General features: G+C 46.2%; 21 protein-coding genes and 1 riboswitch. Of the genes, 12 read left to right on the top strand and 9 right to left on the bottom strand.

The annotated features are described in order from the left end of the window. Positions 1-3: 3 nt before the first annotated feature. Positions 4-2,466 (bottom strand): maltodextrin phosphorylase, encoded by a 2,463-nt coding sequence (gene malP, locus ABLA76_RS04350; protein ID WP_348986999.1) that lies wholly within the window; start codon positions 2,464-2,466, stop codon positions 4-6. A gap of 380 nt (positions 2,467-2,846) precedes the next feature. On the opposite strand from malP, the gene malT reads away from it, so the two are divergent. The 6 genes from malT to ABLA76_RS04320 all read left to right on the top strand — a co-directional run bounded on the left by malT (position 2,847) and on the right by ABLA76_RS04320 (position 10,677). After that, on the top strand, positions 2,847-5,561 hold the full coding sequence (malT, locus tag ABLA76_RS04345) for an HTH-type transcriptional regulator MalT (RefSeq protein WP_348986998.1): 2,715 nt from the start codon (positions 2,847-2,849) through the stop codon (positions 5,559-5,561). Between the two features lie 234 nt (positions 5,562-5,795). Beyond that, positions 5,796-7,049, top strand: coding sequence for an aspartate aminotransferase family protein (locus ABLA76_RS04340; RefSeq protein ID WP_348986997.1), 1,254 nt, complete (start codon positions 5,796-5,798; stop codon positions 7,047-7,049). Further along, positions 7,043-8,104 (top strand): alcohol dehydrogenase catalytic domain-containing protein, encoded by a 1,062-nt coding sequence (locus ABLA76_RS04335; RefSeq protein WP_348986996.1) that lies wholly within the window; start codon positions 7,043-7,045, stop codon positions 8,102-8,104. Before ABLA76_RS04340 ends, ABLA76_RS04335 begins: the two co-directional genes overlap by 7 nt. A gap of 25 nt (positions 8,105-8,129) precedes the next feature. Next, the gene (locus ABLA76_RS04330; RefSeq protein ID WP_348986995.1) at positions 8,130-8,798 is read left to right on the top strand and encodes an HAD family phosphatase; all 669 of its coding nucleotides are present in this window, start codon (positions 8,130-8,132) and stop codon (positions 8,796-8,798) included. Positions 8,799-8,914: 116 nt separating this feature from the next. Continuing rightward, on the top strand, positions 8,915-10,066 hold the full coding sequence (locus ABLA76_RS04325; protein ID WP_348986994.1) for an MFS transporter: 1,152 nt from the start codon (positions 8,915-8,917) through the stop codon (positions 10,064-10,066). A gap of 14 nt (positions 10,067-10,080) precedes the next feature. Further along, on the top strand, positions 10,081-10,677 hold the full coding sequence (locus tag ABLA76_RS04320; RefSeq protein WP_348986993.1) for a DUF1349 domain-containing protein: 597 nt from the start codon (positions 10,081-10,083) through the stop codon (positions 10,675-10,677). Between the two features lie 139 nt (positions 10,678-10,816). Here ABLA76_RS04320 and thiH read toward each other — a convergent pair whose 3' ends face one another. The 6 genes from thiH to thiC are packed head-to-tail and all read right to left on the bottom strand — an operon-like array spanning position 10,817 to position 16,354. Then, on the bottom strand, positions 10,817-11,941 hold the full coding sequence (gene thiH / locus ABLA76_RS04315) for a 2-iminoacetate synthase ThiH (RefSeq protein ID WP_348986992.1): 1,125 nt from the start codon (positions 11,939-11,941) through the stop codon (positions 10,817-10,819). After that, the gene (locus tag ABLA76_RS04310; RefSeq protein WP_348986991.1) at positions 11,938-12,708 is read right to left on the bottom strand and encodes a thiazole synthase; all 771 of its coding nucleotides are present in this window, start codon (positions 12,706-12,708) and stop codon (positions 11,938-11,940) included. Before ABLA76_RS04310 ends, thiH begins: the two co-directional genes overlap by 4 nt. A 20-nt stretch (positions 12,709-12,728) precedes the next feature. Continuing rightward, positions 12,729-12,944, bottom strand: a complete 216-nt coding sequence (gene thiS, locus ABLA76_RS04305) for a sulfur carrier protein ThiS (RefSeq protein ID WP_348986990.1) — start codon at positions 12,942-12,944, stop codon at positions 12,729-12,731. After that, positions 12,941-13,726: a HesA/MoeB/ThiF family protein gene (locus ABLA76_RS04300; RefSeq protein WP_047771035.1), complete on the bottom strand. Its 786-nt coding sequence runs from the start codon at positions 13,724-13,726 to the stop codon at positions 12,941-12,943. Before ABLA76_RS04300 ends, thiS begins: the two co-directional genes overlap by 4 nt. After that, positions 13,720-14,394 (bottom strand): thiamine phosphate synthase, encoded by a 675-nt coding sequence (gene thiE / locus ABLA76_RS04295; protein WP_348986989.1) that lies wholly within the window; start codon positions 14,392-14,394, stop codon positions 13,720-13,722. The genes ABLA76_RS04300 and thiE overlap by 7 nt, the downstream gene beginning before the upstream one ends. Further along, positions 14,378-16,354 carry a phosphomethylpyrimidine synthase ThiC gene (gene thiC / locus ABLA76_RS04290; protein WP_348986988.1) on the bottom strand — a complete coding sequence of 659 codons (1,977 nt, stop codon included), beginning with the start codon at positions 16,352-16,354 and terminating at the stop codon, positions 14,378-14,380. The genes thiE and thiC overlap by 17 nt, the downstream gene beginning before the upstream one ends. A gap of 146 nt (positions 16,355-16,500) precedes the next feature. After that, a riboswitch (TPP riboswitch) is annotated at positions 16,501-16,625 on the bottom strand. A 163-nt stretch (positions 16,626-16,788) separates the two neighbouring features. Between thiC and nudC the strand changes: the two genes are divergently transcribed. The 6 genes from nudC to ABLA76_RS04260 all read left to right on the top strand — a co-directional run bounded on the left by nudC (position 16,789) and on the right by ABLA76_RS04260 (position 21,262). Next, positions 16,789-17,556 (top strand): NAD(+) diphosphatase, encoded by a 768-nt coding sequence (gene nudC, locus ABLA76_RS04285; protein WP_348986987.1) that lies wholly within the window; start codon positions 16,789-16,791, stop codon positions 17,554-17,556. A 106-nt stretch (positions 17,557-17,662) separates the two neighbouring features. Beyond that, a complete protein-coding gene (gene hemE, locus ABLA76_RS04280; protein ID WP_348986986.1) occupies positions 17,663-18,727 on the top strand; it encodes a uroporphyrinogen decarboxylase in 1,065 nt (354 codons plus the stop codon). Between the two features lie 4 nt (positions 18,728-18,731). Next, the gene (nfi, locus tag ABLA76_RS04275) at positions 18,732-19,421 is read left to right on the top strand and encodes a deoxyribonuclease V (RefSeq protein ID WP_285809207.1); all 690 of its coding nucleotides are present in this window, start codon (positions 18,732-18,734) and stop codon (positions 19,419-19,421) included. A gap of 76 nt (positions 19,422-19,497) precedes the next feature. After that, positions 19,498-20,088, top strand: coding sequence for a YjaG family protein (locus ABLA76_RS04270; protein WP_285809209.1), 591 nt, complete (start codon positions 19,498-19,500; stop codon positions 20,086-20,088). Positions 20,089-20,273: 185 nt separating this feature from the next. Then, positions 20,274-20,546: a nucleoid-associated protein HU-alpha gene (gene hupA, locus ABLA76_RS04265; RefSeq protein ID WP_047771029.1), complete on the top strand. Its 273-nt coding sequence runs from the start codon at positions 20,274-20,276 to the stop codon at positions 20,544-20,546. Between the two features lie 47 nt (positions 20,547-20,593). Next, positions 20,594-21,262, top strand: coding sequence for a DUF1481 domain-containing protein (locus ABLA76_RS04260; protein ID WP_348987010.1), 669 nt, complete (start codon positions 20,594-20,596; stop codon positions 21,260-21,262). Positions 21,263-21,291: 29 nt separating this feature from the next. On the opposite strand, the gene purD is transcribed toward ABLA76_RS04260, so the two are convergent. Both purD and purH read right to left on the bottom strand, forming a co-directional pair. Continuing rightward, positions 21,292-22,587, bottom strand: a complete 1,296-nt coding sequence (gene purD / locus ABLA76_RS04255; RefSeq protein ID WP_348986985.1) for a phosphoribosylamine--glycine ligase — start codon at positions 22,585-22,587, stop codon at positions 21,292-21,294. Positions 22,588-22,617: 30 nt separating this feature from the next. Beyond that, positions 22,618-24,207, bottom strand: a complete 1,590-nt coding sequence (gene purH / locus ABLA76_RS04250) for a bifunctional phosphoribosylaminoimidazolecarboxamide formyltransferase/IMP cyclohydrolase (RefSeq protein WP_348986984.1) — start codon at positions 24,205-24,207, stop codon at positions 22,618-22,620. Positions 24,208-24,618 lie beyond the last annotated feature (411 nt).

Below are 24,618 nucleotides of genomic sequence, written 5' to 3'. Positions count from 1 at the left end.
CCCCTAGTTAGTTTGCCAGATACGTTGTTGATAATCCTGAATAGCGCGGTCAGAACTAAAGTTACCCATTCGGGCGGTATTGAGTACAGTACTGCGTGTCCAGCTTTGGGCATCGCGATATCGAGTGTCAATTTGCTGGTGGGCGTGGCAATAAGAGGCAAAATCAGCCAGCACTAAATAAGGGTCACCGCCGTCAGTCAGGCTATGTAACATAAGATTAAATGCGTGCGCATCTCCATGGCTGAACTCACCCTTGGCGAGAGAGTCAAGGATAGCTTTTAGATGGTGATCCTGCTGAAGGATATCTTGCGGATTGTATCCGCTGTTCAGTAAGGCCTTAGCTTCTTCCACGGTCTTGCCGAAAATAAAGATATTGTCATTTCCGACGTGTTCGGCGATTTCGACATTCGCACCATCCAGTGTTCCAATAGTGAGTGCGCCATTTAAGGCTAACTTCATATTGCCTGTACCGGAGGCTTCTTTGCCTGCGGTAGAGATTTGCTCTGATACATCAGCCGCTGGGATCATCAGTTCCGCAGCGGAAACATTGTAATCGGGGATAAAAGCAATTTTGATGCGATCACGGACGATTGGATCATGATTGATCTTTTCAGCGGCATGATTGATGGCCGAGATGATGTTTTTAGCCAGATAGTAGCCGGGAGCTGCTTTGGCACCGAACAGGAAAACACGAGGATGAATATCTAAGGCCGGATTTTCCTGAATCTGCCGATAAAGTGACAAGATATGGAGCAGGTTCAGGTGTTGACGTTTGTATTCATGCAGACGTTTTATCTGAATATCGAAAATGGCATTAGGATCAATTTTCAGCCCCATGACCTTATTGACATAGTTAGACAGGCGAATTTTGTTATCTTGTTTAACCGCGCGATAAGTTTCGCGGAAAGCTGAATCATCGGCATAAGATTCGATTTGTTCTAAGGCCGCCAGATCATTTACCCAATCATGGCCTAATGTTTGGTCAATTAATGAAGAGAGTGCAGGGTTACACTGTTTTAACCAACGACGAGGAGTTACACCATTAGTCACATTGTGGAATTTAGTTGACCACAGTTGATGATACTCAGGGAACAGATCTGTCACGATCAAGGATGAATGCAGGGCTGCAACTCCGTTGACGGCAAAGCAGGCGACAACACACAGATTAGCCATTCTGACTTGATTGTCATGGATAACTGCCAATTTTTCCCAGATTTGTCGGTTATCAGGCCAAACTTGTTCCACGGTTGTCTTAAAGCGTCGGTTGATTTCCTGGATGATGCGATGATGGCGTGGCAGAAGTGCACTCATCAATTGTTCATCCCAACGTTCCAGGCCCTCTGGCAGCAAAGTATGGTTGGTATAGGCGAAAGTTTTTCCTGTGATGTCCCATGCGGTTTCCCAACTTAACTGGTATTCATCAAGCAGAAGACGCATCATTTCAGGGATTGCGATAGTGGGGTGGGTATCATTAAGCTGGATAACTTCGTATTGTGCTAGCTCTTCTATTTTTCGCCCTGCCTGCTGATGGCGGCGCAGAATATCTGCCACGGCACAAGCACACTGGAAATATTGTTGCATCAGGCGCAGTCGTTTACCTGCCTGATGATTATCATTCGGGTAGAGAACTTTGGTCAGGCTGGCGGCTTCAATGCCTTGTTGTTCGGCATACAGGAACTGTCCGTCATTGAAAAGTGACAGATCAAAGGGGGTATCGTAGGTTGCCTGCCACAAACGAAGTGGTTGGGTTACCCCATTGTTATACCCAATTACGGGTAAATCCCAGGCTTCACCAATCAGGCTAAATGCGGGAACCCAGGTTTCATGACCATCGGCCGTTGTCACGATTTCGCCACCAAAACTGACGCTGACTTTTAATTGCGTGTTATGGCGAAACCATGGGTAGGACTCGCGTTCCCAATTATCAGGTGTTTCAATTTGTTGCCCATTTTCAAAGGATTGGCGGAAAAGACCATATTGATAATTGAGACCATACCCCGTAGCAGGTTGATTGAGCGTAGCCATTGAGTCGAGAAAACAGGCTGCTAGCCTTCCTAACCCACCATTGCCCAATGCGGGATCGGTTTCTTCTTCCAGCACGTCACTCAAAATGATGCCATTTTCTGCCAGATAAGACTGAATATCTTTATACCAACCAAGATTCAATAAATTGTTGGCTGTCAGTCGGCCTATCAGAAATTCCATCGAGATATAGTTCACGTGGCGTTGATTGTCAGAGGATGGATTGGCACGGTTTTGCTGATGGGATAGGGGGAGTAATTCTGATACGGCTGCGCTAATGGCCTGCCACCACTGATGTGGCGTCATTTCCTGAGCTGCGTTGAGACCGAAATATTGCCACTGGCGTGTGAGTGCGGCCTGAAATAAAGCGTTATCGAGTTTCGGGTTTTTATCTAATGTGGGTTCTTGATTTAATGTCGATGATTTTAATGTGGATAGTTGCATGGCGTTGCATCCTGTCACTGACTGAGGAAAGTTTAGATAATTATTTACAGGGATATGCTGAAGGTTAGTGGCTTGGGAAACATCATCCCGTGAAAATATTCGCAGGGAGGAGCGCAAGGGCGTAGCTATTTCTTTCGAGCTTTTTCGTAATTTCATAGAAAAATAGAAAGGTTGCACCCAAAGAATGTGACAAGGTGCAATTTAACACAATGAAATTAATCAACTTGTTTGCAAAAGATGGGCGTTTCTCTACATTTGTTGGTCGTAAAGGAATGTTAATGTGTAAGTGACTTAATCGTGTCAAACAGAATTCAGGTATCAGTTTTATTCGTTGCTTTTATTCGTTGCTTTTATTCATTGCGTGTGAGGGGAGAAATTTAATGCTTATCCCATCGAAACTCAGTCGCCCCCTTCGACTCAATAATATGGTTATGCGGGAGCGTCTGTTGGAAAAGTTCAATGAAATTCAGGATTATCGACTGGTATTGATAACCAGTCCCGCCGGGTATGGCAAAACGACCTTGATGTCACAATGGGCTGCCGGACAGGATCATCTAGGGTGGTATTCTCTTGATGATAGTGACAACCAGCCAGAACGTTTCGCTAGCTATCTGATTGCGGCCATTCAGCAGGCAACGCAGGGACACTGTGTGAAAAGTGAGATACTGGCCCAGAAACATCAATATGCCAGCTTATCTACACTGTTTGCGCAGTTATTTATTGAGCTTAACGAATGGCAGCAACCGATTTTTTTGGTGATTGATGATTATCATCTGATCGTGAATGGGATTATTCATGAAGCAATGCGCTTTTTTCTCCGCCACCAACCCGAAAATTTAACATTAGTGGTGCTATCACGCCATTTGCCCTCGTTGGGAATTGCCAACTTACGCGTGCGTGAACAGTTATTGGAGGTTGATAGTCAGCAGTTGGCTTTTGATTATCAGGAAACACAACAATTTTTTGCCAAGCGGTTAGCCAGTCCATTGGCGCCTGAACACTGCGAACAGTTATGTAATGACGTAGCTGGGTGGGCAACGGCCTTGCAACTGATTGCCCTTTCTGCCCGTCAATCCGGTAATACGACGGAAAGTTCAGCAAAGCGCCTTGCGGGAATTAATGCCAGCCATCTTGCTGATTACCTTGTAGATGAAGTTTTAAACCGAGTGGATCAGAAGACGCGGAATTTCTTGTTGCATAGTTCTATCCTGCGCTCCATGAATGATGGGCTGATAACCTGCCTGACGGGAGAAGAAAACGGTCAGCAACGTCTGGAAGACATTGAGCGGCAGGGGTTGTTTATTCAGCGAATGGATGATTCTGGTGAGTGGTTCTGCTTTCACCCTTTGTTTGCTTCATTTCTTCGCCAACGTTGCCAATGGGAAATGGCGGCAAAATTGCCCGAATTACATCGAGCCGCCGTGCAAGGATGGCTGATGCAGGGATATCCCGGGGAGGCTATTCATCACGCCCTGGCAGCGGGAGATACTATTTTGTTACGGGATATTTTGTTGCAACATGCCTGGGAGTTATTTAACCACAGTAAACTTTCCCTGTTGGGAGAGTGTATGAATGCACTGCCGTATGAACAGCTGCTGGAAAGTCCTCGCCTGGTACTGTTGCAAGCGTGGCTGGCACAAAGCCAGCATCGCTACTATGAGGTCAATGCATTATTGAATCAGGCAGAGCAATCACTAAAGCAGAAGCAAATCGCCATCGAACCGGAATTGTTGGCAGAGTTTGATGCTCTGAGAGCCCAAGTGGCGATGAATGATGGACGGCCCACCGATGCTGAGGCGTTGGCCGAAAAGGCGTTGGCGAACTTACTGCCAAATAATCAATATGGTCGTATTGTAGCGATGTCAGTAAAAGGGGAAGTATTGCATTGCAATGGTCAGTTGGTCAGTGCATTGACATTAATGAAGCAGACGGAGCAGCTTGCCCGCCTTTGTCATGTTTATCACTATGCTTTATGGGCGTTATTGCAACAAAGTGAAATTTTACTGGCACAAGGTTATTTGCAGGCGGCTTATGATACCCAGTCCCATGCTTTTGATTTAATCCGTGAGCAGCATCTGGAACAGTTGCCGATGCATGAGTTTTTGCTGAGGATACGTTCACAACTTTTGTGGTGTTGGGCCCGTATTGATGACTCAGAAGAGGCGGCGCGTCAAGGGTTGGAAGTGTTGGACAATTACCAGCCACAGCAGCAATTACAATGTCTTACCCAACTGGCGAAATGTTCTTTGGTCCGGGGTGATATTGATAACGCTCGCCGTTACTTGACCCGTTGTGAAAATTTACTGAGTAATGGGCAGTATCACCGCGATTGGCGAACGAACACTGACGAGTTGCGTGTCATTATTTGGCAGACTTTAGAAGATAGTGATTCCTTGACTCAATGGTTGGTACAGGCAGAGCAACCAGAGAGCTTTTGTAACCATTTCAATCAAAATCAATGGCGCAATATTGCACGGGCTAAAATCTTACTGGATCAGCATGAGGAAGCTGAATCTATTCTGGTGAAACTGAATGAATATGCCAGAAAATTGGCATTGGTCAGCGATTTGAATCGTAATCTTCTGTTGTGTAATTTGCTTTATTGGCAGCTTGGACGTAAGGCTGAGGCTCAGGATGTTTTGATGGAAGCGTTGAATTTGGCTAACTGCACAGGGTTCATCAGCCATTTTGTTATTGAAGGTGAGTTGATGGCTTTGCAATTGCGCCAGCTTATCCAACTGAATATCTTGCCTGAAATGGAACAGCATAGAGCCCAGCGTATTCTCCGGGAAATCAATCGACAGCACCGGCATAAATTTGCCCATTTTGACGAAACGTTTGTAGAACAACTACTCACTCATCCTGACGTGCCTGAGCTTATCCGTAATAGTCCACTCACTCAGCGTGAATGGCAGGTGCTGGGGTTAATTTATTCTGGTTACAGTAACGATCAAATTGCGACAGAACTGGATGTGGCAGCGACCACGATAAAAACGCATATACGTAATTTATACCAAAAAATGGGAATTGCTCATCGACAAGAGGCCATTCAACAGGCCCGGAAATTAATGCGAATGATGGGATTGGGGGTTTAAATTGCTAATTTCTAAACGTGATTTTTTCTGTATTTAATACATTTAATAAGTATTAATAAATAACTGCATGATTTTAAAAATTTAAATTAAATTTTAATTTTGCATAATGTTTTTTATGGCATTTATGTGATCGAAATAAAATTTCAATGAGCATAATCTAGTCTCATCACAGTCGGTATTTTTTGTTGTTAAACTTAACTTGTTGTTTAATATAACTAATAGTGGTGAGTCATTATGGAAAATAGAAATCATCTTGAAAGCATGCTTTCTCGTTTTATTGGTCATGGCCCTTATTTGATCATTGATGGTGAAACATATATTGATGCGGCATCGGGAACTTTTAATTTGCCGCTCGGCTATACGAATGATCGGATTACAGAAAAACTCAAACAACAGATTGATAGATGTACACATTTGAGTTCGGCTTATACCCGTGAAATGTCACAATATATTTTGGGTAAATTAATTAAATATACACCTGAAGGAGTCGATCGCATCTGGTTGCGAGATGTTTCTGGATCGGGTGCGGTTGAATGTGCTATCCGCATAGCGCAAAAATCAACGGGACGCTCAGGCGTTATTTCACTCTTTCTTGCCCATCATGGACAATCTCTTGCAACCGCACAAATTTCTGGCAATGCATTCAGGATTAAAGACTTCCATATCAATATTGATGGTTCAATAAAAATTCCTACGCCAGCCAGTGTCTTGGCAGGGCAGTCACAGCCGAGTGAAGAACAATTTGTCGATTTAGAACAATTTATTCAATTAGGCTCTAATGACAATATTGCCTGTCTGATTATTGAACCGATTCAGGGGAATGGCGGCAATATGGTTTTCCCTGTGGCTTTCTACCGGAAACTCAGAGAAATCTGTCGCCAGCATGGCATCATCATTATCGCGGATGAAGTACAAACAGGTTTTGGTCGCACAGGTACGTTCTTCGCATCGACGGGTTATGCCAAAGAGCTGGAGCCAGATATCATCGTTTTCGCCAAAGGAGCGGGGGGTATCGGTATTCCAACGGGGGGGGTGTTGATGCATCATTCACTGGATATCCTGGAATCATTCGAACATTCCAGTACGTCTGGCGCTAATCCGCTCTCTTTGGTCGCCCTCAACGAAATTATCGATATTATTGAAGATGATCACGTTTTAGAAAATGTGCAACAAAATGAAGCCTATCTGCGTGATGGTTTGTTGAAATTACAGGAGCGGTATCCAGAGATCACAGGAGTGAGAGGGGTGGGGTATATGTATGGCTTTGACACACCAAACCCAGATTTTGCCGCGCAGGTGATCGCGACGGCTAACCGCCATCATTTGATCTTGCGTGGTTCCCGTTATGGTAAAGGCAGGGCAATCAAAGTGCGTCCTCCACTGATTTGCACACAGGAACATTTGGCAGAAATTCTCCATAAACTGGATCTGACTTTCTCAGAATTAACGACCAGCGCACAAGTACGTACGGAGGCTGTATCATGTTAGCACTTAAATATCATCAAACTTGGGATGTTGAAATCCAGCAAGTTGAACCTTTGTCTTGTATTGAACCCGATGATGTTGTTGTTGACATTGCAGTGTGTGGTATTTGTGGCACGGATGTGGGAATTATCACGGGTGCTTATCCTGTTGCTATTCCGGGAACCACTTTGGGGCATGAAACCGCTGGCGTGGTATCCCAAATTGGCAGCGGTGTTACTCAATTTCAGGTGGGGGATCGTGTTGTCGTCAACCCGACTTACTTTTGTGGGCATTGCCGGATGTGTCAGACAGGCAGCCCTAACCATTGTGAGAGAAAACTGGGAACAGAAGCTGGAGTTTCCTATGATGGCGCTTTCGCAGGGCAATATTTGGCAAAAGAAAATTTGCTTATCAAGCTGGATGATCATGTCAGTATGGAGGAGGCTTCATTGACTGAACCACTAAGCTGCACAATAACCGGCGTGGATAAGCTTGGGATTACTCACACGAATATTCGTGCGGCAGTGGCAGGTGCTGGCCCGATGGGGATGCTGTACATTTGGACGCTGCATGAGCGGGGCGTAAAAGCCTTTATGGTCGAAAAGAATGAGAACCGAACTCAGTTTGCAATAAATAATTTGCCACCGGAATGCCAGTTGTATTCTGACTTTAATGAAGCATTAATACAGGAATATGGTGATACGTCAGCCCTGATTGATTTATGTGTGGATACAACGGGGCAGTTGACTGAATATATTTTTGATCATCTGGCACCGGGTGGAAAATTATTAAATGTTGCCCTGAAAGATAAACAGGCCAATTTGGACATTATGAAAATTGCAGATAAAAGTCTTTCAGTCATAGGCTCCATTGATTCGCTGAATAATAGTTTTGAACGTGCCTATACTATGATCCGTGACGGCGCAATCCCTGTTAAGCGTTTTATCAGCCAGATTTTTGATTTCAAAGATTACCAACAGGCTTTTCTTACTGTCGGTTGTGATATTGCATCGAAAACGCAAGTTCCTCTCAATACACCAAACTGTAAGGTATTAATTCGTATTTCTGACCTAAAATAAGTGAATATTTTGAAGGACGACGGCGATGAATAGATGTAATGTCATTTTTGATATCGACGGTGTTATTGTCGATAGTGAACAACTGCATTTTGACGTATTGCTTGATGTATTAGGTAATGAATCAGGTAACGTATTGGAAGAACAGACACATATTCAATTAAGTGATATCCAACCTCAGCAATTGATTGGGCTAAGTCTGGCGGAAACCTTAAATAAGGTTGGTCTTCCGCCATCAATGCAACAAGACATTACCGAAAAAATCATTTTGCATTATCAAGAAAAATTGTCTGCGCATTATTTGCGACCGGGGATCACTGATTTGATTGCGGCTTTGCAACAAAATGGTACTAACTTTGGGTTTGTTTCCACTGCGCCGCGCAATGTGTGTCTGGCCAATCTTAGTTTGTTGGATCTCCATGAACCACCTGCTTTGATTTCTGGCGATGATGTGGAAAGAACTAAACCCTTCCCTGATCCTTATTTGGCTATGCTGAAATTGAAAAAGATGGATGTTCAGCAAACGTTGGTCATTGAAGATACCGATTTGGGGATTGCGGCGGCAAAGCAGGCGGGTATTGCGTGGATATATGCCTGGCCTCATGCATTGTCGGTAGCAGAGCAGTATGAGCAGGCTTCCCGTGTTATTGAGAAGCTAACGGATATTCCCCAGTTTTCAGGAATAAATATAAAGTGATCTTTTATTGAAGACCAATAATTGACGCCTTCTGCCAGTTCTGGCGGAAGGCGTTGTTTAAAAGATATGGTTTAAAAGATATGGTTTTTTGAAGGATATTGATTGGAGGATTCAAATTGTCTGAGGAATATACAGTTTCTTCAATAAAGCAGCCTGTTATAGCAACGCGCGTTTCATTTTTTATTGCGGGATTCAGTATTGCCAGTTGGGCACCGCTGATCCCATTGGTAAAGGAACGGTTTGGGCTGGATGATGGTTCAATGGGGCTTCTGATACTGGTGTTTGGTATCGGTTCTTTTATTATGATGCCAATAGCGGGAATGTTGGCAACTCGCTTTGGCTGCCGGAAGATTTTTACCTTTTTCGCATTATTGGCTATTTTAATATTGCCGGGGCTAAGTGTGCTCTCTACCCCATTGACACTGGCTTGCGCTTTGTTTGTATTTGGTATGGGAATTGGGGCGACAGATGTGGTGATCAATATCCATGCGGTTAATATTGAGAAAAGAGTCCACCAACCAATTATGTCGGGCTTTCATGCATTGTTCAGCCTGGGGGGAATTGCGGGAGCGGGTACGGTCAGCTTATTGTTGTTTTTGGGGATCTCGCCATTTCAGGCCACAATTGTCGTAGTGGCACTTGTTATTCTGCTATTGTTGCCAACGTGGAATGGTATGCTGGATAACGCCGAAACGGAAGAAACGCCATTTTTTGCCTTACCTCGCGGCATTGTTATCTTGATTGGTTCGCTTTGTTTTGTGGTTTACTTGATGGAAGGCTCCATGTTGGATTGGAGCGGGATCTTATTAAGTAGTGTGCACAACATGAATAGTCATCAGGCGGGTTTTGGCTATACGCTGTTTGCCATTACCATGACTGCGGGGCGATTTTTGGGTGACAAGATCATTGCGGCATGTGGATATCGACGCGTATTTTTAGGTAGTGCGATTTTGGCGTCGTCAGGGTTTGTGCTGATCTATCTGGCAACCAGCCCAATTCAGTTGGGCATTTCTTTCCTGATGATAGGCGCGGGATTATCCAATCTGGCGCCGATGTTTTTCACCGCTTCAGGTCAGCAGAAAGTGATGCCTGATGCGTTAGCAGTTTCTGCCGTTTCTACGATGGGATATTCAGGGATTTTGCTTGGGCCGGCAATTATTGGTGGTTTGGCTCATCTGGTAACATTACATGGTGCTTTTGCTTGTATAGCTGTGCTTTCCCTTTCATTGTTAGCGGGATATGGTTTGGTTAATCCCACCAGGAAATAACAGGGTAAATATTGATGAATTTGCAGCAATGCTATTGGTTGAATGAACCTGCTTTATGGCGGTGTCAGGATAATGAGCTTCATGTCACGACAGACAATAAAACCGATTTCTGGCGTGATACATGGTATGGTTTTCAGCGTCATAGTGGTCATGTATTTGGTGGCTATATTGATGATTTTAAACTTGAAGAAGGTTTTACCTTCCAGTTTTGTATCGAAGGCCAGTTTGAACAATTATATGATCAGGCTGGTGTGATGTTATTGGTGGATGAGCAACATTGGCTAAAAGCGGGCGTTGAACATTCTGATGGGCAGGCAACCATCGGCAGTGTATTGACAAATGGATGTTCTGACTGGGCCATGGGGATTTTTCCCGGTACTCCGGAGAAATTCTGGTTACGGCTGACTTACCATGATGGGGCTATCCGGTTGCAGTATTCCACGGATGGCGTGATATGGCCGTTACTGCGATTGTCTCCTTTTACCGTTGGCAATCAGCGGATTTTTGTCGGGGCGATGTGCTGCTCACCAGAACGTGAAGGCTTACAGGTGAGGTTTTCAAACTTTAGTCTCACGTCATCGTTGAAAAAGCACCTGCATGATTTAAGTTAGCTCTCTACTAATCATAACCATTAATGTGCATGTTCCTGCACATTAATGGTTCTTTTACTTATTATGATTCTATTTTTGCGCATTATAAGAAGGTATGCCGCGATTGCAGCATACCCAAATAAAAACTGTCTACTAAAAATTATCGACCTAAGTAATTGTCCCAATCTTTCCAGACGGGCTGTAAACCCGATTTAATCAACGCTTCGGCGACCTGAAAAACAGAACGATTGTCGTGGGGAGCGAATTGTTCCAATTCGTGGTGTCCATCGGCATAACCGCCCGGCTGGGTTTTTGAACCTGCACTGATATTGTTGATCGCAAGAGGAACAACGTGATCACGAAAAAAGGGTGATTCACGGGTAGACAGGGAAAGCTCTACATCGGGTGCCAGCAGGCGGAAAGCGCAAATCAGTTGCACCAGTTCGGCTTCATTCATTAAAGAAGCGGGTTCTATACCGCCTGCGCAGGGACGTAGTCGAGGAAAAGAGAGGGAATAACGGCTTTTCCAGAACCGTTTTTGCAGGAAGAAGAGGTGTTCAGCCACCATATAACAATCTGTCCGCCAATTGTGGGATAGCCCAATCAAAGCGCCTAGCCCAATCTTGTCTATGCCCGCTCGACCAAGGCGTTCCGGTGTTTCCAGTCGCCAGTGGAAATCCTGCTTTTTGCCTTTCAGATGATGCAGTTGATAGCTGGGCTGATGGTAAGTTTCCTGATAGACCATCACGCCATCCAATCCCAATGTTTTCAGTTCAGCATATTCCTCTTGCGCCAGTGGCTGAACTTCCATTGAGACAGAGCTGAAATGGCGGCGGATCAGGGGAAGATAGCGACGAAAATAAGCCATGCCAACTTTGTTTTGGTGTTCCCCGGTCACCAGCAGAATATGCTCAAATCCCCGTTTTTTCAGCGCAAGACATTCTGCCTCAATCTCCTGTTCATTGAGTGTCTTGCGCTTAATGTGATTGCTCATGGAAAAACCACAATAAGTGCAGTCGTTGGCACACAGATTGGAAAGATAGAGTGGGATAAAAAATCCCACGGTATGACCAAAACGTTGGCGAGTCAGTTGTTGTGCGCGTTGGGCGAGCGGTTCAAGATAAGGCAGTGCCGCAGGGGAGAGCAGGGCCATAAAGTCATCCAACGTCAAGCGAGTACTGTTTAGTGCCTGTTCAATGTCCCGCGATGTTTTACTGTTGATGCGTAGGGTGATGTCATCCCAATCCAGTTGTTGCCAGCGTTGGCTGAATGTTCGGTTTGTCATAATACCCCCAGAAAATCGGTCAGTGGGCTGGAGGCCTCAGCATAAGATTTCTGGCTTGCTACGCCTGCCTGATGTGAAAGTTCGCCAGCTTCAATGGCCGTTTTGAATGCCTGCGCCATTTTAACGGGATGGCGGGCAACCGCGATGGCGGTATTCACCAGCACAGCATCCGCCCCCATTTCGATAGCGGCCAGCGCATGGCTCGGTGCGCCGATCCCGGCATCCACCACCACGGGTACGTTAGCCTGTTCGATGATGATTTGTAGAAAATCGCGGGTCAGTAACCCCTTATTTGAACCGATAGGGGCACCCAATGGCATAACAGCAGCACAGCCGACTTCTTCCAGGCGGCGGCACAGGACAGGATCCGCGCCACAATAGGGTAGAACGATAAATCCTTCTTTGACCAGCTGTTCCGCTCCTTTTAAGGTTTCAACCGGATCGGGCAGCAGGTATTTTACATCGGGGTGGATCTCCAATTTAATCCAGTGAGTTCCCAACGCTTCCCGTGCGAGTCGAGCGGCGAAGATCGCTTCCTCCGCAGTTTTAGCGCCAGAAGTATTGGGTAGCAGTCTGACACCTAACTGTTGCAGTGGGGCAAGAATGCCATCGTCATTATTGCCGTGGAGATCGATGCGTTTCATTGCCATGGTGACCAATTGGCTGCCAGAAGCACGGATCGCGTCGATCATTAATTTTGCATTGGCAAATTTACCTGTTCCGGTAAATAGGCGGGACTGGAAGGTCGCATCTGCAATTTTTAACATAAAATTAACCTCCGACAATATCAGCCACCCGCAATGGCCTGAAACAGCAAGATAGCGTCCCCGTCATTAATCTGATGGGTTTGCCATTCTGAACGCGGAATAATGGTTTGATTGATAGCCAGAGCAGTACCTGATTGCGGGCGTTCTATCGGTTCCAGCAATTGATGTTCCAGAAATTGTTGCACTGTCATGGGGGCACTCAGTGTCATGGGTTGATCGTTGACGATAATGTTCATGCGACCTCTTTTCCTAACCGCTTTTTATCGGTTTGTCTGGTAGCACCACAAATTGGGCACTGTGATGAACGAGTAAGCTGTAATGTGCTCCAGCTTTGCTGCTTGCCATCAAACAGCCGGAGTTTTCCGTTTAAGGGAGAAGAAAGACCTGTCAGCATTTTTATGGCTTCCAATGATTGCAAGGTGCCGATGATCCCAACGATAGGACCTAAGATACCGGCTGTCCGACAATTTCGGTGAGGTTCTTCTTGATTAGGATAGAGGCAGGCATAGCAACCGTGCTGGTAGGGAGGAGTCAATACCATTAATTGTCCACTAAAACCGACGGCACTGCCGCTGATAAGTGGTTTGTTTTCTGCAATACAGGCGGCATTGATGGCATGGCGAGTTGCCATATTGTCGCAGCAATCCAAGACCAAATCGACTTGGCTGACAGCATTAACCAAAGATTTGCGATCTTGCCGTTCAGTGAGTGCAGTGATATGGATTTGTGGGTTTAGTTCAGCCAGTTGTTTTGCGGCTAATTGGGCTTTGTTGGCAGGAATATCTGCGCTGCGATAGATAATTTGGCGTTGCAGGTTTGAGATATGCAACGTGTCATCATCTGCCAGATAAAGGTTTCCTACCCCTGCTGCCGCGAGATAGAGCGCAGCCGGCGATCCTAATCCCCCCAAACCGACAACCAGCACCTTGCTGGCTTTTAATTTCTCTTGTCCTCCGGGACCAATGTCTTCCAGCAGTAATTGGCGGCTGTAACGCATAAATTCTTGATCGTTTAACATAAAAGCCCCCGATCTTGATACTCAACCAGATGAAGCAATCTGGCTGTTGTCTGTCGCCAATCTTTCGCTTTTGTAATCGCACTGACCAGTGCCACGCCACCGACTCCCGTTGCCACCACCTCCGGCACCCTCTCCAGTGAAATACCGCCAATGGCGACGGTAGGATATTCTGGGGTGATCTCCACTTGATGTTTGAGTGCTTCAAGGCCCTGTGGTGATGAGGGCATCTCTTTCGTGGTAGTGGGAAAAATATGCCCTAGTGCAATATAAGAGGGGCGCAGGGATTTTGCCCGCGCCAGTTCTTGTTGATCGTGGGTAGAAATGCCCAGACGCAATCCGGCTTGCTGGATGGCATGGAGATCCGCGATGTCGAGATCTTCCTGTCCTAAATGAACGCCATAGGCCTGATGTTTAATTGCCAGACGCCAATAATCATTAATGAATAATCGTGCATTATATTGGTGACCGAGCGCAATGGCGGACTGAATATCTTTCTCTACCTGTTCTTCCGGCTGGTCTTTGATGCGCAATTGCAGGGTTTTGACGCCGGCTTCCAGTAAACGCTCAATCCACGTCAGGGAATCCACCACCGGATAAAGCCCCAATCGGTGCATTGTTGGGGCAAAGGGGGCTTGTGGAAGCGTTGAGGTATCAGGCTGATTTTTCATGCGTCACCTCCTCAGCACTGTGATAGAGTTCGCTGCCACGGGAACGGAAGGCTTCTGACATCTGTTCCATACCCGCTTCCTGTTCCAGTTTTGCTGCATAATCGCGCACATCCTGGGTGATTTTCATTGAGCAGAATTTTGGCCCACACATGGAACAGAAGTGGGCAACTTTGCCGGATTCCTGCGGTAAGGTTTCATCGTGGTAGGCGCGGGCGGTGTCAGGATCAAGTGCCAGATTGAATTGATCTTCCCAGCGGAATTCAAACCGCGCCTTTGACATCGCATTGTCACGGATTTGTGCTCCCGGATGGCCTTTGGCGAGATCTGCCGCATGGGCTGCGATTTTGTAAGTAATCAGGCCTTGTTTGACATCCTCTTTATTGGGCAGCCCGAGGTGTTCTTTGGGCGTGACATAACACAGCATGGCACAGCCAAACCAGCCAATCATGGCAGCGCCGATGCCAGAGGTGAAATGGTCATAACCTGGGGCGATATCGGTCGTCAATGGTCCCAGGGTATAAAATGGGGCCTCGTGGCAGTGTTCGAGTTCTTCCGTCATATTACGGCGGATCAGTTGCATTGGGATATGCCCGGGTCCTTCAATCATGACTTGAACATCGTACTCCCATGCGATCCTAGTCAGCTCGCCAAGAGTATACAATTCTGCGAATTGGGCTTCGTCATTGGCATCCTGAATTGAGCCAGGACGCAACCCATCCCCCAAAGAGAGGGAGACGTCATAGGCCGCACAAATTTCACAGATTTCGCGGAAGTGGGTGTAGAGGAAATTTTCTTGGTGATGGGAAAGGCACCACTTCGCCATAATTGAGCCGCCACGGGAAACAATACCGGTCAGGCGTTTGGCGGTCATCGGGACATAACGTAGCAGCACACCAGCATGAATAGTGAAATAATCCACGCCTTGTTCGGCCTGTTCCAGCAAGGTATCGCGGAACATTTCCCATGTCAGGTTTTCTGCGATGCCGTTGACCTTTTCCAGTGCCTGATAAATCGGCACAGTACCAATGGGAACCGGGCTATTGCGTAGTATCCATTCGCGGGTTTCGTGGATGTAGCGTCCGGTGGAGAGATCCATCACGGTATCTGCGCCCCAGCGGGTAGACCAGATCAGTTTTTCCACCTCTTCTTCAATAGAGGATGTGACGGAGGAGTTACCGATATTGGCATTCACTTTCACCAGGAAATTGCGACCAATAATCATCGGTTCAGATTCAGGATGATTAATGTTGGCGGGAATAATCGCACGGCCGGCAGCAACTTCCTGACGGACAAATTCGGCTGTGATGTTTTCCGGTAAGTTGGCACCGAAACTTTGCCCTGCATGTTGCTGGCGCAAGACTTCACTGCGAATGCGCTCGCGCCCCATATTTTCACGCAAGGCGATAAATTCCATTTCTGGTGTGATGATCCCCTGGCGTGCATAGTGCAATTGGGTGACACACTTACCCTGCCTGGATTTCAGTGGATGTGGACGATGGTGAAAGCGCAGGTGATCCAATCCGGCATCAGCAAGGCGTTGTTGGGTAAAATCAGAACTGAGGGCTGAAACAGGTTCGGTATCATTGCGTTCATCAATCCACGGCTGGCGGATCTTAGGTAAACCCTTCCTTACATCCAGTATGGCAGCAGGATCGCCATAAGAGCCGGAAGTGTCATAAACCGGGACAGGTTCGTTTGCCTCAAATTGGGGATTTTCTTTCGTGCCCCCAATGAATGTGGGAGAAAGTTGGATTTCACGCATAGGAACCTGAATATCTTGGCGTGAGCCTTCAAGGTAAATGCGCTTTGAATTGGGAAATGTGACCCCTTGAACGGAATGGATAAATGCTTGTGCCGCATCTCTTTGAACCTTACGTGGCCTCGCTGGATGGGCTTTAGGCGAGATATCAGCCGTTGGAATAACCGTATTCGAAATAACGATATTGTTGGACTTAGACATAGCAAATTCCTGACTGTGTTATCGCCTGTCTCATTGTTGATCAGGCTTAAGTTGAGAAAATTGCTTGTCTGGAGCTCGCAGGGAGTAATGGTTGGGGCTGATTGGTATTTGTACATGATTGCATAAATGTACAAAATACTGGCAGCGTAGTGATTACTCTTGTTCCCTTCGCGGGTATTAGCCCGATCAGGTTCTGCGGATCCCGAATTAACGGTCTCAGCCTGTGTCCATCGTGATATACGTTGAACGCTAGGCACTCCGACAAGAAAAAACCCCCCAAAGTATAAAGGGGATTGTGAAAACTACAACCCCGTTTTTGGGCGTATTTGTTTTGACATTACTGTGACTCCTATTTAAGAAGAGTATTCACCAGTGCGGTTACTATAACGAGATTGAAGACGTCATAAATCACATAACCCATGATGGAACAGATTATGCAACAAAAACTGACAGGTAGAGAACAAGGCTGGTGGATTGTCAGTCTTGAGAATCGGGTTTGGCTACCACAAGGAGAGTTACCTTTAGGTACGGCCGGTCAATGGTCATTGCAAGGCCATATGGCAAAACCCATCGGTGAGTGGTTGGGGGAGACGGTCTGGTTGGTTCGTCAAAAAATGGCTTCAGATATGTCCTCTCCCCGTTTAATTGCTGATCGGGATGCTAAGTTATTTCAGTTGGTTGGGCGTGGTGTTCAATTGGCTGAGTTTTATCGTTCACATCACTATTGTGGTTACTGTGGTCATGAGATGCAGCATAGCCAGCGTGAATGGGCTTGTTTGTGCCACCACTGCCAGGAACATTATTATCCACAAATTGCACCCAGCATTATTGTCGGTATTCGCCGTGATGACCATATCTTGCTGGCACAACACCAGCGTCACCGCAATGGGGTCCATACCGTGCTGGCCGGTTTTGTTGAAGTGGGGGAAACGCTGGAGGAGACTGTGCATCGTGAAGTGATGGAAGAGAGCGGAATTACGATCCGTAATTTGCGTTATGTCGCCTCCCAGCCATGGCCTTTCCCGAATTCATTGATGGTAGGCTTTCTGGCCGATTATGAGAGCGGTGAAATCAATATTGACCCCGCTGAACTTATCAGTGCAGATTGGCACCGTTATGATAATCTTCCCTTGATTCCTCCTCCTGATACGATTGCTCGCCGTTTAATTGAAGATACGGTGGCGTTATGCCGTCATCAGTAATCATCACGTTATGGGAGGTTATGCCAGAAGTTCAATTTCAGGCATGTTAAACTGCGCCAGTTTTTTCGTGTGTTTGTCGTGCATAAATTAATCAAGGGAGCTTGTCATGAATGAGTTGAAAAACGACCGCTATCTGCGTGCCTTATTGCGTCAGCCCGTCGATATCACCCCGGTATGGATGATGCGTCAGGCCGGTCGATATTTACCTGAATATAAAGCTACGCGTCAGGCGGCGGGAGATTTCATCTCGTTATGTAAAAACACCGAATTGGCTTGTGAAGTGACTCTCCAGCCCTTACGCCGCTTTCCGCTGGATGCCGCTATCCTGTTTTCTGATATTTTGACTATTCCTGATGCGATGGGATTAGGGCTGTATTTTGAAACGGGAGAAGGGCCACGTTTTCATTCTCCGATTCAGAATCATGCTGATGTAGAAAAATTGCCTGTGCCTGATCCCGAACTGGAGTTAGGCTATGTTATGGATGCCGTGCGGGCTATTCGTAAGGCATTGGCAGGGCAAGTGCCTTTGATCGGGTTTTCTGGTAGCCCGTGGACATTGGCCACATATATGGTTGAAGGCGGAAGCAGCAAGGCTTTCACCAAAATTAAGGCCATGATGTATACGGAGCCTGCTACATTGCATATGTTACTGGATAAATTGGCAAACAGCGTTATTTTATATCTGAATGCGCAAATAAAAGCCGGCGCTCAATCTGTCATGATTTTCGATACCTGGGGTGGGGTTTTGTCTCATCGCGATTATCTGGCGTTTTCCCTGCAATACATGCATAAAATTGTTGATGGATTGATCCACGAACATGAAGGACGTCGTGTGCCTGTGACCCTGTTTACCAAAGGGGGAGGGCAGTGGCTTGAGGCGATGGCGGCGACAGGATGTGATGCGCTTGGTTTGGATTGGACAACGAATATGGCTGATGCGCGTCGGCGCGTTGGAGATAAGGTCGCCTTGCAGGGTAATATGGACCCGTCCATGTTATATGCCCCGCCAGCACGAATTGAAGAAGAAGTGTCGACAATTTTACAAGATTTTGGTGTGGGCAGTGGGCATGTTTTCAATTTGGGGCACGGTATTCATCAGGATGTTCCGCCAGAACACGCAGGCGCATTCGTTGAAGCAGTACATCGGCTTTCAGTAAAATACCATCAATGATTCTATGATTGATACAAAGGCATTACGTCAGGAACAGATAGAGAAATCACGGCTGGTTATCCGCCATGATGCTTTTTCTGCGTCTTTCACGCCAGATTTTACGCCGAAGTTCATTGCGGGTGCTGATGTTGGGTTTGAAAAAAGCGGTACGGTAACCCGTGCCGCCATTGCGGTATTGCAATATCCTTCACTGGAATTGGTTGAATACCAAATTGCCAGAATTGATACGGTACTTCCCTATATCCCCGGTTTACTCTCATTTCGTGAATATCCTGCACTGATAGCTGCATGGCAAAAATTAAGTTTGCGGCCTGATTTGGTGATGGTGGATGGTCAGGGCATTGCCCATCCTCGGCGTTTTGGTATCGCCAGCCATTTTGGGGTCTTCGTGGATGTTCCCACCATTGGGGTGGCAAAAAGCCGTTTGTGTGGTGAACATGCGCAGGTAGGAGAGGTTCTGGGTGATCGTCAGCCACTGATGGATCACGGTGAGCAGATTGGTGTCGTATTGAGAAGTAAAAAAAGATGTAATCCGCTCTATATTTCCCCTGGACACAAGATCAGTATTGATAGTGCGGTCTTTTGGGTTGAGCAGTGTATGGGGGGATATAAACTGCCTGAACCCACCCGTTGGGCGGACGGGATTGCCTCAAATAGGTTATTTTTTAAGCAAACAATGCAGAAAAATCTATAATTGTGGCGGAAAAGTGTGGATATTCTTGATTTTCAGGTAAACTTCGACGCAAATTAGGCATTATGAGTAACGACCAATGTTAAGAAACCCGATCCATCTGCGGTTGGAGAAACTCGAAAGTTGGCAACATTTGACTTTTATGGCTAGTCTATGTGAGCGGATGTATCCAAATTATCAGGCATTTTGTCTCCAAAGCAGATTTGCAGACCCTGTACAATATCGCCGCATTCTGGATCTTGTGTGGGAAATTTTGGTCGTTAAAGATGTAAAAGTGAATTTTGATAATCAGCTGGAAAAATTGGAAGCCATTATCCCATCATCGGAAGATTATGATATTTATGGTGTGTATCCGGCGATTGATGCGTGCATTGCATTGAGTGAAGTCATTCATTCTCGTCTGAGTGGCTCGACGTTAGAACATGCAATAGCCGTCAGTGAAACATCCATCCGTACTGTTGCTATGCTGGAAATGACGCAGGCCGGTAGAGAAATGACCGAGGATGAGTTAAAAGTATTACCTGCCATTGAGGAAGAATGGGACATTCAATGGGAGATTTACCGTTTGTTGGCAGATTGCGAAGAACGGGACATCGAATTAATTAAAGGATTAAGGACTGATCTCCGTGAGGCGGAAGTCAGCAATATCGGCATAAATTTGGCGCAATAACTTATAAAACGTGACTTAGTGCTTGATTTGCCGTATTTAAAGTCTTCACATTTGCCCTCACTCTGTTCTACATTGGAGGGCGAAAAGAAGTGGCTATCGGTGCGTGTATGCAGGGGTGCTGTCAAATCGGCATATCCGTCGCACTCGATGCTTTGCAAACGATAAACACACTGTAAGGATAATCTATGAATAAGACTGAATTAGTTGATGCAATTGCAGCAGGCGCAGACCTGACCAAAATCCAGGCTAAAGCTGCTCTGGAATCAACTTTGAATGCAATCACTGAATCTCTGAAAAATGGTGATGCAGTGCAGCTGGTAGGCTTTGGTACTTTCAAAGTTAATCATCGTGCAGAGCGTACTGGTCGTAACCCACAGACTGGTAAAGAAATTAAAATCGCAGCAGCAAACGTGCCTGCTTTTTCCGCTGGTAAAGCACTGAAAGACGCAGTTAAGTAATCGAATTGCGAAAAAAAATAAGAGGGGCAAATAAACCCCTTTTGTTGATTCTACAGGGGCTGTTAGCATTAGGGTTCATCTCTTTGCTCAGCGCCTGTTCGATTCAGCCAACAACACCTCTTTTCAGCGCCAGTGGTTTTGTGACTGATAACGGCGTGATTCGTTTATGGCGTTTAAACGATCAAAACAGTAAACCTCAGGTTATCATGAGTGTTTACAGCCCCTACCACAATAAAGCTCCCCATAATAAAGACACCGTTGTGACTTTCTACGAATATCGTCATGGCAGTTTGTGGCAAATCCGCCGCAATGTGTTTGATAATCCGCCCATCGTAGAGACATTACGTATCTCCCAAGATAATTCTGTCATTTTTAAGCTACGGCAATTGCAAAAACGCAATGAACCGTTGTCCGATGATGATGTGGCTCGTCTGAAATTTGATGCTAAACAGATAGAAAAAATCAGTGATACTTTAATTGCAGATAAGGTTAAGTTGCTACAAGGGCATTGGCAGAATGGGCGAGTTACCACCTGTTTAGGAAAACAATTATTCATTGAATTTGAGCCTTACGCACAGAGATGGCTCGAAGAAAGGCAAAGCAATCGTTCCGGTTTACTGACTATTGCATGGTTGGATTCGCCTGAAGGCAAAAAGTTATTGTTGGTCGCCAATGATGATTTTTGTCGTTGGGAACCGACGAAAGATAAGCTGTAATTCTGTTCCTTCCGCCGGCTTAGATTGAGCTATTTCAAACGGGCAATGGCTCGGTAGCCAATATCTTTACGATAAAAGCACCCTTCCCAGTTAATTTGTTCGGCTTTCAGATAAACTTTTTTCTGGGCGTCTGCAATATCGCGGCCTAAGGCAGTCACACATAAGACACGTCCACCCGCGGTGATAATATTTTCATCCTTAAGGGCTGTCCCTGCGTGGAAGACTTTTTCATTGATACCAGATTCATCGGCATCAGGCTTATCTAATCCACTGATAACGTCACCTTTGGTATAACTGGCCGGATAACCGCCCGCCGCCAGTACGACGCCTAAGGCAGGGCGTTCGTCCCATACAGAGTTTTTTTCACCTAACTGGCCTTTGGCTCCGGCAAGACACAGTTCGACCAAATCAGAACGTAGACGCATCATGATAGGTTGGGTTTCGGGATCACCAAATCGACAGTTAAATTCGATCACTTTCGATTCACCCTGTTTATCAATCATCAATCCCGCATAAAGAAAACCCACATAGGTATGGCCTTCAGCCGCCATTCCTTTCACGGTAGGGTAAATGATTTTCTCCATCACTCGTTGGTGGATCTCATCCGTGACGACCGGCGCGGGGGAGTAAGCCCCCATTCCTCCGGTGTTCGGCCCTGTATCGCCGTTACCTACGCGCTTGTGATCTTGACTGGTTGCCATAGGAACCACGTTTTTGCCATCCACCATGACAATAAAACTGGCTTCTTCGCCTGCCAGAAATTCTTCAATGACAATACGATGCCCGGCATTACCAAATGCATTACCTGCCAGCATATCTTTGACAGCGCTTTGTGCTTCATCCAGGGTTGTGGCAACGACTACACCTTTACCGGCAGCCAAACCGTCAGCTTTGATAACGACTGGAGCGCCTACTTTTTCCAGATAAGCCAGTGCGGGTTCAATTTCGGTGAAATTTTGGTAGGCCGCTGTAGGTATATGATGGCGGGCAAGGAAATCTTTGGTGAAAGCTTTGGAACCCTCCAATTGAGCAGCCGCTTTTGTCGGGCCAAAAGTCGTCAGACCTGCCTGTTGGAAAGCATCAACTACACCGATAACCAGTGGCGCTTCAGGCCCAACAATGGTCAGGCCAATATCATGATTTTGGGCAAATGCCAGCAACCCTTCAATATCTGTCGCGGCAATGTTCACATTTTCTAAATGAGCTTCCAATGCGGTGCCCGCATTACCTGGTGCGACATAAACTTTGTTTGCCAGAGGGGATTGCGCTGCTTTCCAGGCTAATGCATGTTCTCTTCCGCCACTGCCAATAACCAATATGTTCATCTGAGTCTCCTATTAATAAGACATAAATTGTTAATGGCGAAAATGGCGCATACCAGTGAAAATCATGGCGATACCGTGTTCATCGGCAGCGGCAATCACTTCATCATCACGAATGGATCCACCGGGTTGGATAATACAGCTCACCCCCACAGCGGCAGCGGCATCAATACCATCACGGAATGGGAAAAAGGCATCTGAAGCCATAGCGCAGCCCTGAACTTCCAATCCTTCATCGGCTGCCTTAATACCAGCGATTTTGGCAGAGTAAACACGGCTCATTTGTCCGGCGCCAATACCAACGGTCATATTATCCTTGGCATAAACAATCGCATTGGATTTGACGAACTTAGCGACTTTCCAGCAGAACAGGGCATCTTGCCTCTCTTGTTCCGTTGGCTGACGTTGGGATACAACAACCAGGTTATCTTCTGTCACCATACCTAGATCGCGATCTTGTACGAGTAAACCGCCGTTGACACGTTTGAAATCCAAGCTGGCAACAGACGAATGCCATTCGCCGCACACCAAAACGCGGACATTTTGTTTTGTTGCCAGAATCGGCAGTGCTGCTTCACTCACAGAAGGCGCAATGATGACTTCGACAAATTGACGTTCAATAATAGCCTGAGCGGTGTTGGTATCGAGTTCACGGTTAAAGGCAATAATGCCACCGAATGCAGAAGTAGGATCGGTTTTAAAAGCGCGGTCGTAGGCGGTATGGAGGTCAGAACCAATCGCAACGCCACAAGGATTGGCGTGTTTGACAATGACGCAGGCTGGTTCGGAAAAGCTTTTTACACATTCCAGTGCGGCATCGGTATCCGCGATATTGTTATAAGAAAGTGCTTTACCTTGTAACTGGGTTGCCGTAACAATTGAAGCTTCTGTGATTTGCTCTTCTATATAGAAAGCTGCATCTTGGTGGCTGTTTTCACCATAACGCATATCCTGCTTCTTAATGAAATTGAGATTCAGCGTGCGGGGGAAACGTCCTGATGGTTGATCAGTTTCACCATAATAGGGTGGAACCAATTTACCAAAGTAATTGGCAATCATGCTGTCATAAGCGGCGGTGTGTTCAAACGCCTTGATGGCTAAATTAAAGCGAGTGGACGGTGTCAGTGAATTTTGGTTGTTATCCATCTCCTCAATAATTTTGTCGTAATCCTGGCTATTGACAACAATCGCCACATCTTTGTGGTTTTTGGCAGCGGAGCGAACCATTGTGGGGCCACCAATATCAATATTCTCTACCGCATCGTCCAGAGAGCAGTCTGGTTTTGCTACGGTTTGGGCAAAGGGATAAAGGTTAACAACCACCATATCAATCTGTGAAATCTGGTGTTGTCCCATCACTTCATCATCCTGTCCACGTCGACCCAAAATGCCGCCATGAATTTTAGGGTGAAGTGTTTTGACTCGCCCATCCATCATTTCAGGGAAGCCTGTATAGTCAGAAACCTCGGTGACATTCAATCCTGCTTCGGCCAGCAGACGAGCAGTGCCTCCCGTTGAAAGCAGTTCGACACTGCGATTGGATAAAGCTTTGGCAAATTCAACAACCCCCGCTTTGTCAGAAACACTCAGCAGGGCACGACGGATTGGACGAAGCTGTTGCATTGGTGTGATCCCTTGAATTTCATAAAACAAGAATGTGTTATTGGGGAAAATCCACTGATTGGTAGAAAAAATGGTTTCTGCAATAACATTTCAAAACAATATTAAAAAAACACGTGGTGATTTTTCCTCCGCAGATTGTAACGAAAACGTTTGCGTAATGCTCGATAAATTTTATCAAAATATCGACGCGTGGATAAATCTGTGCATATCTAGGTATAAAGTGGCATTTTGCTGTGTAATTCATCAAACGATAACTATTTTCAAAAAAACTATTGTCAGCGCTGAAAAACACCCTATAATGCGCCCCCACAGACCGACGCCGAGCTGAAACAGGCCGCGAAGGACAGTGAGAGAAAAGCGAAAATAATCGCTTGACTCTCGAGGCGAAAGGCGTAAGATACGCAGCCTCGC

Origin of the sequence: Xenorhabdus sp. SGI240, from assembly GCF_040081915.1 — a bacterium.
GTDB lineage: Bacteria > Pseudomonadota > Gammaproteobacteria > Enterobacterales > Enterobacteriaceae > Xenorhabdus > Xenorhabdus bakwenae.
This window is presented reverse-complemented; position numbering and strand designations above follow the sequence as displayed.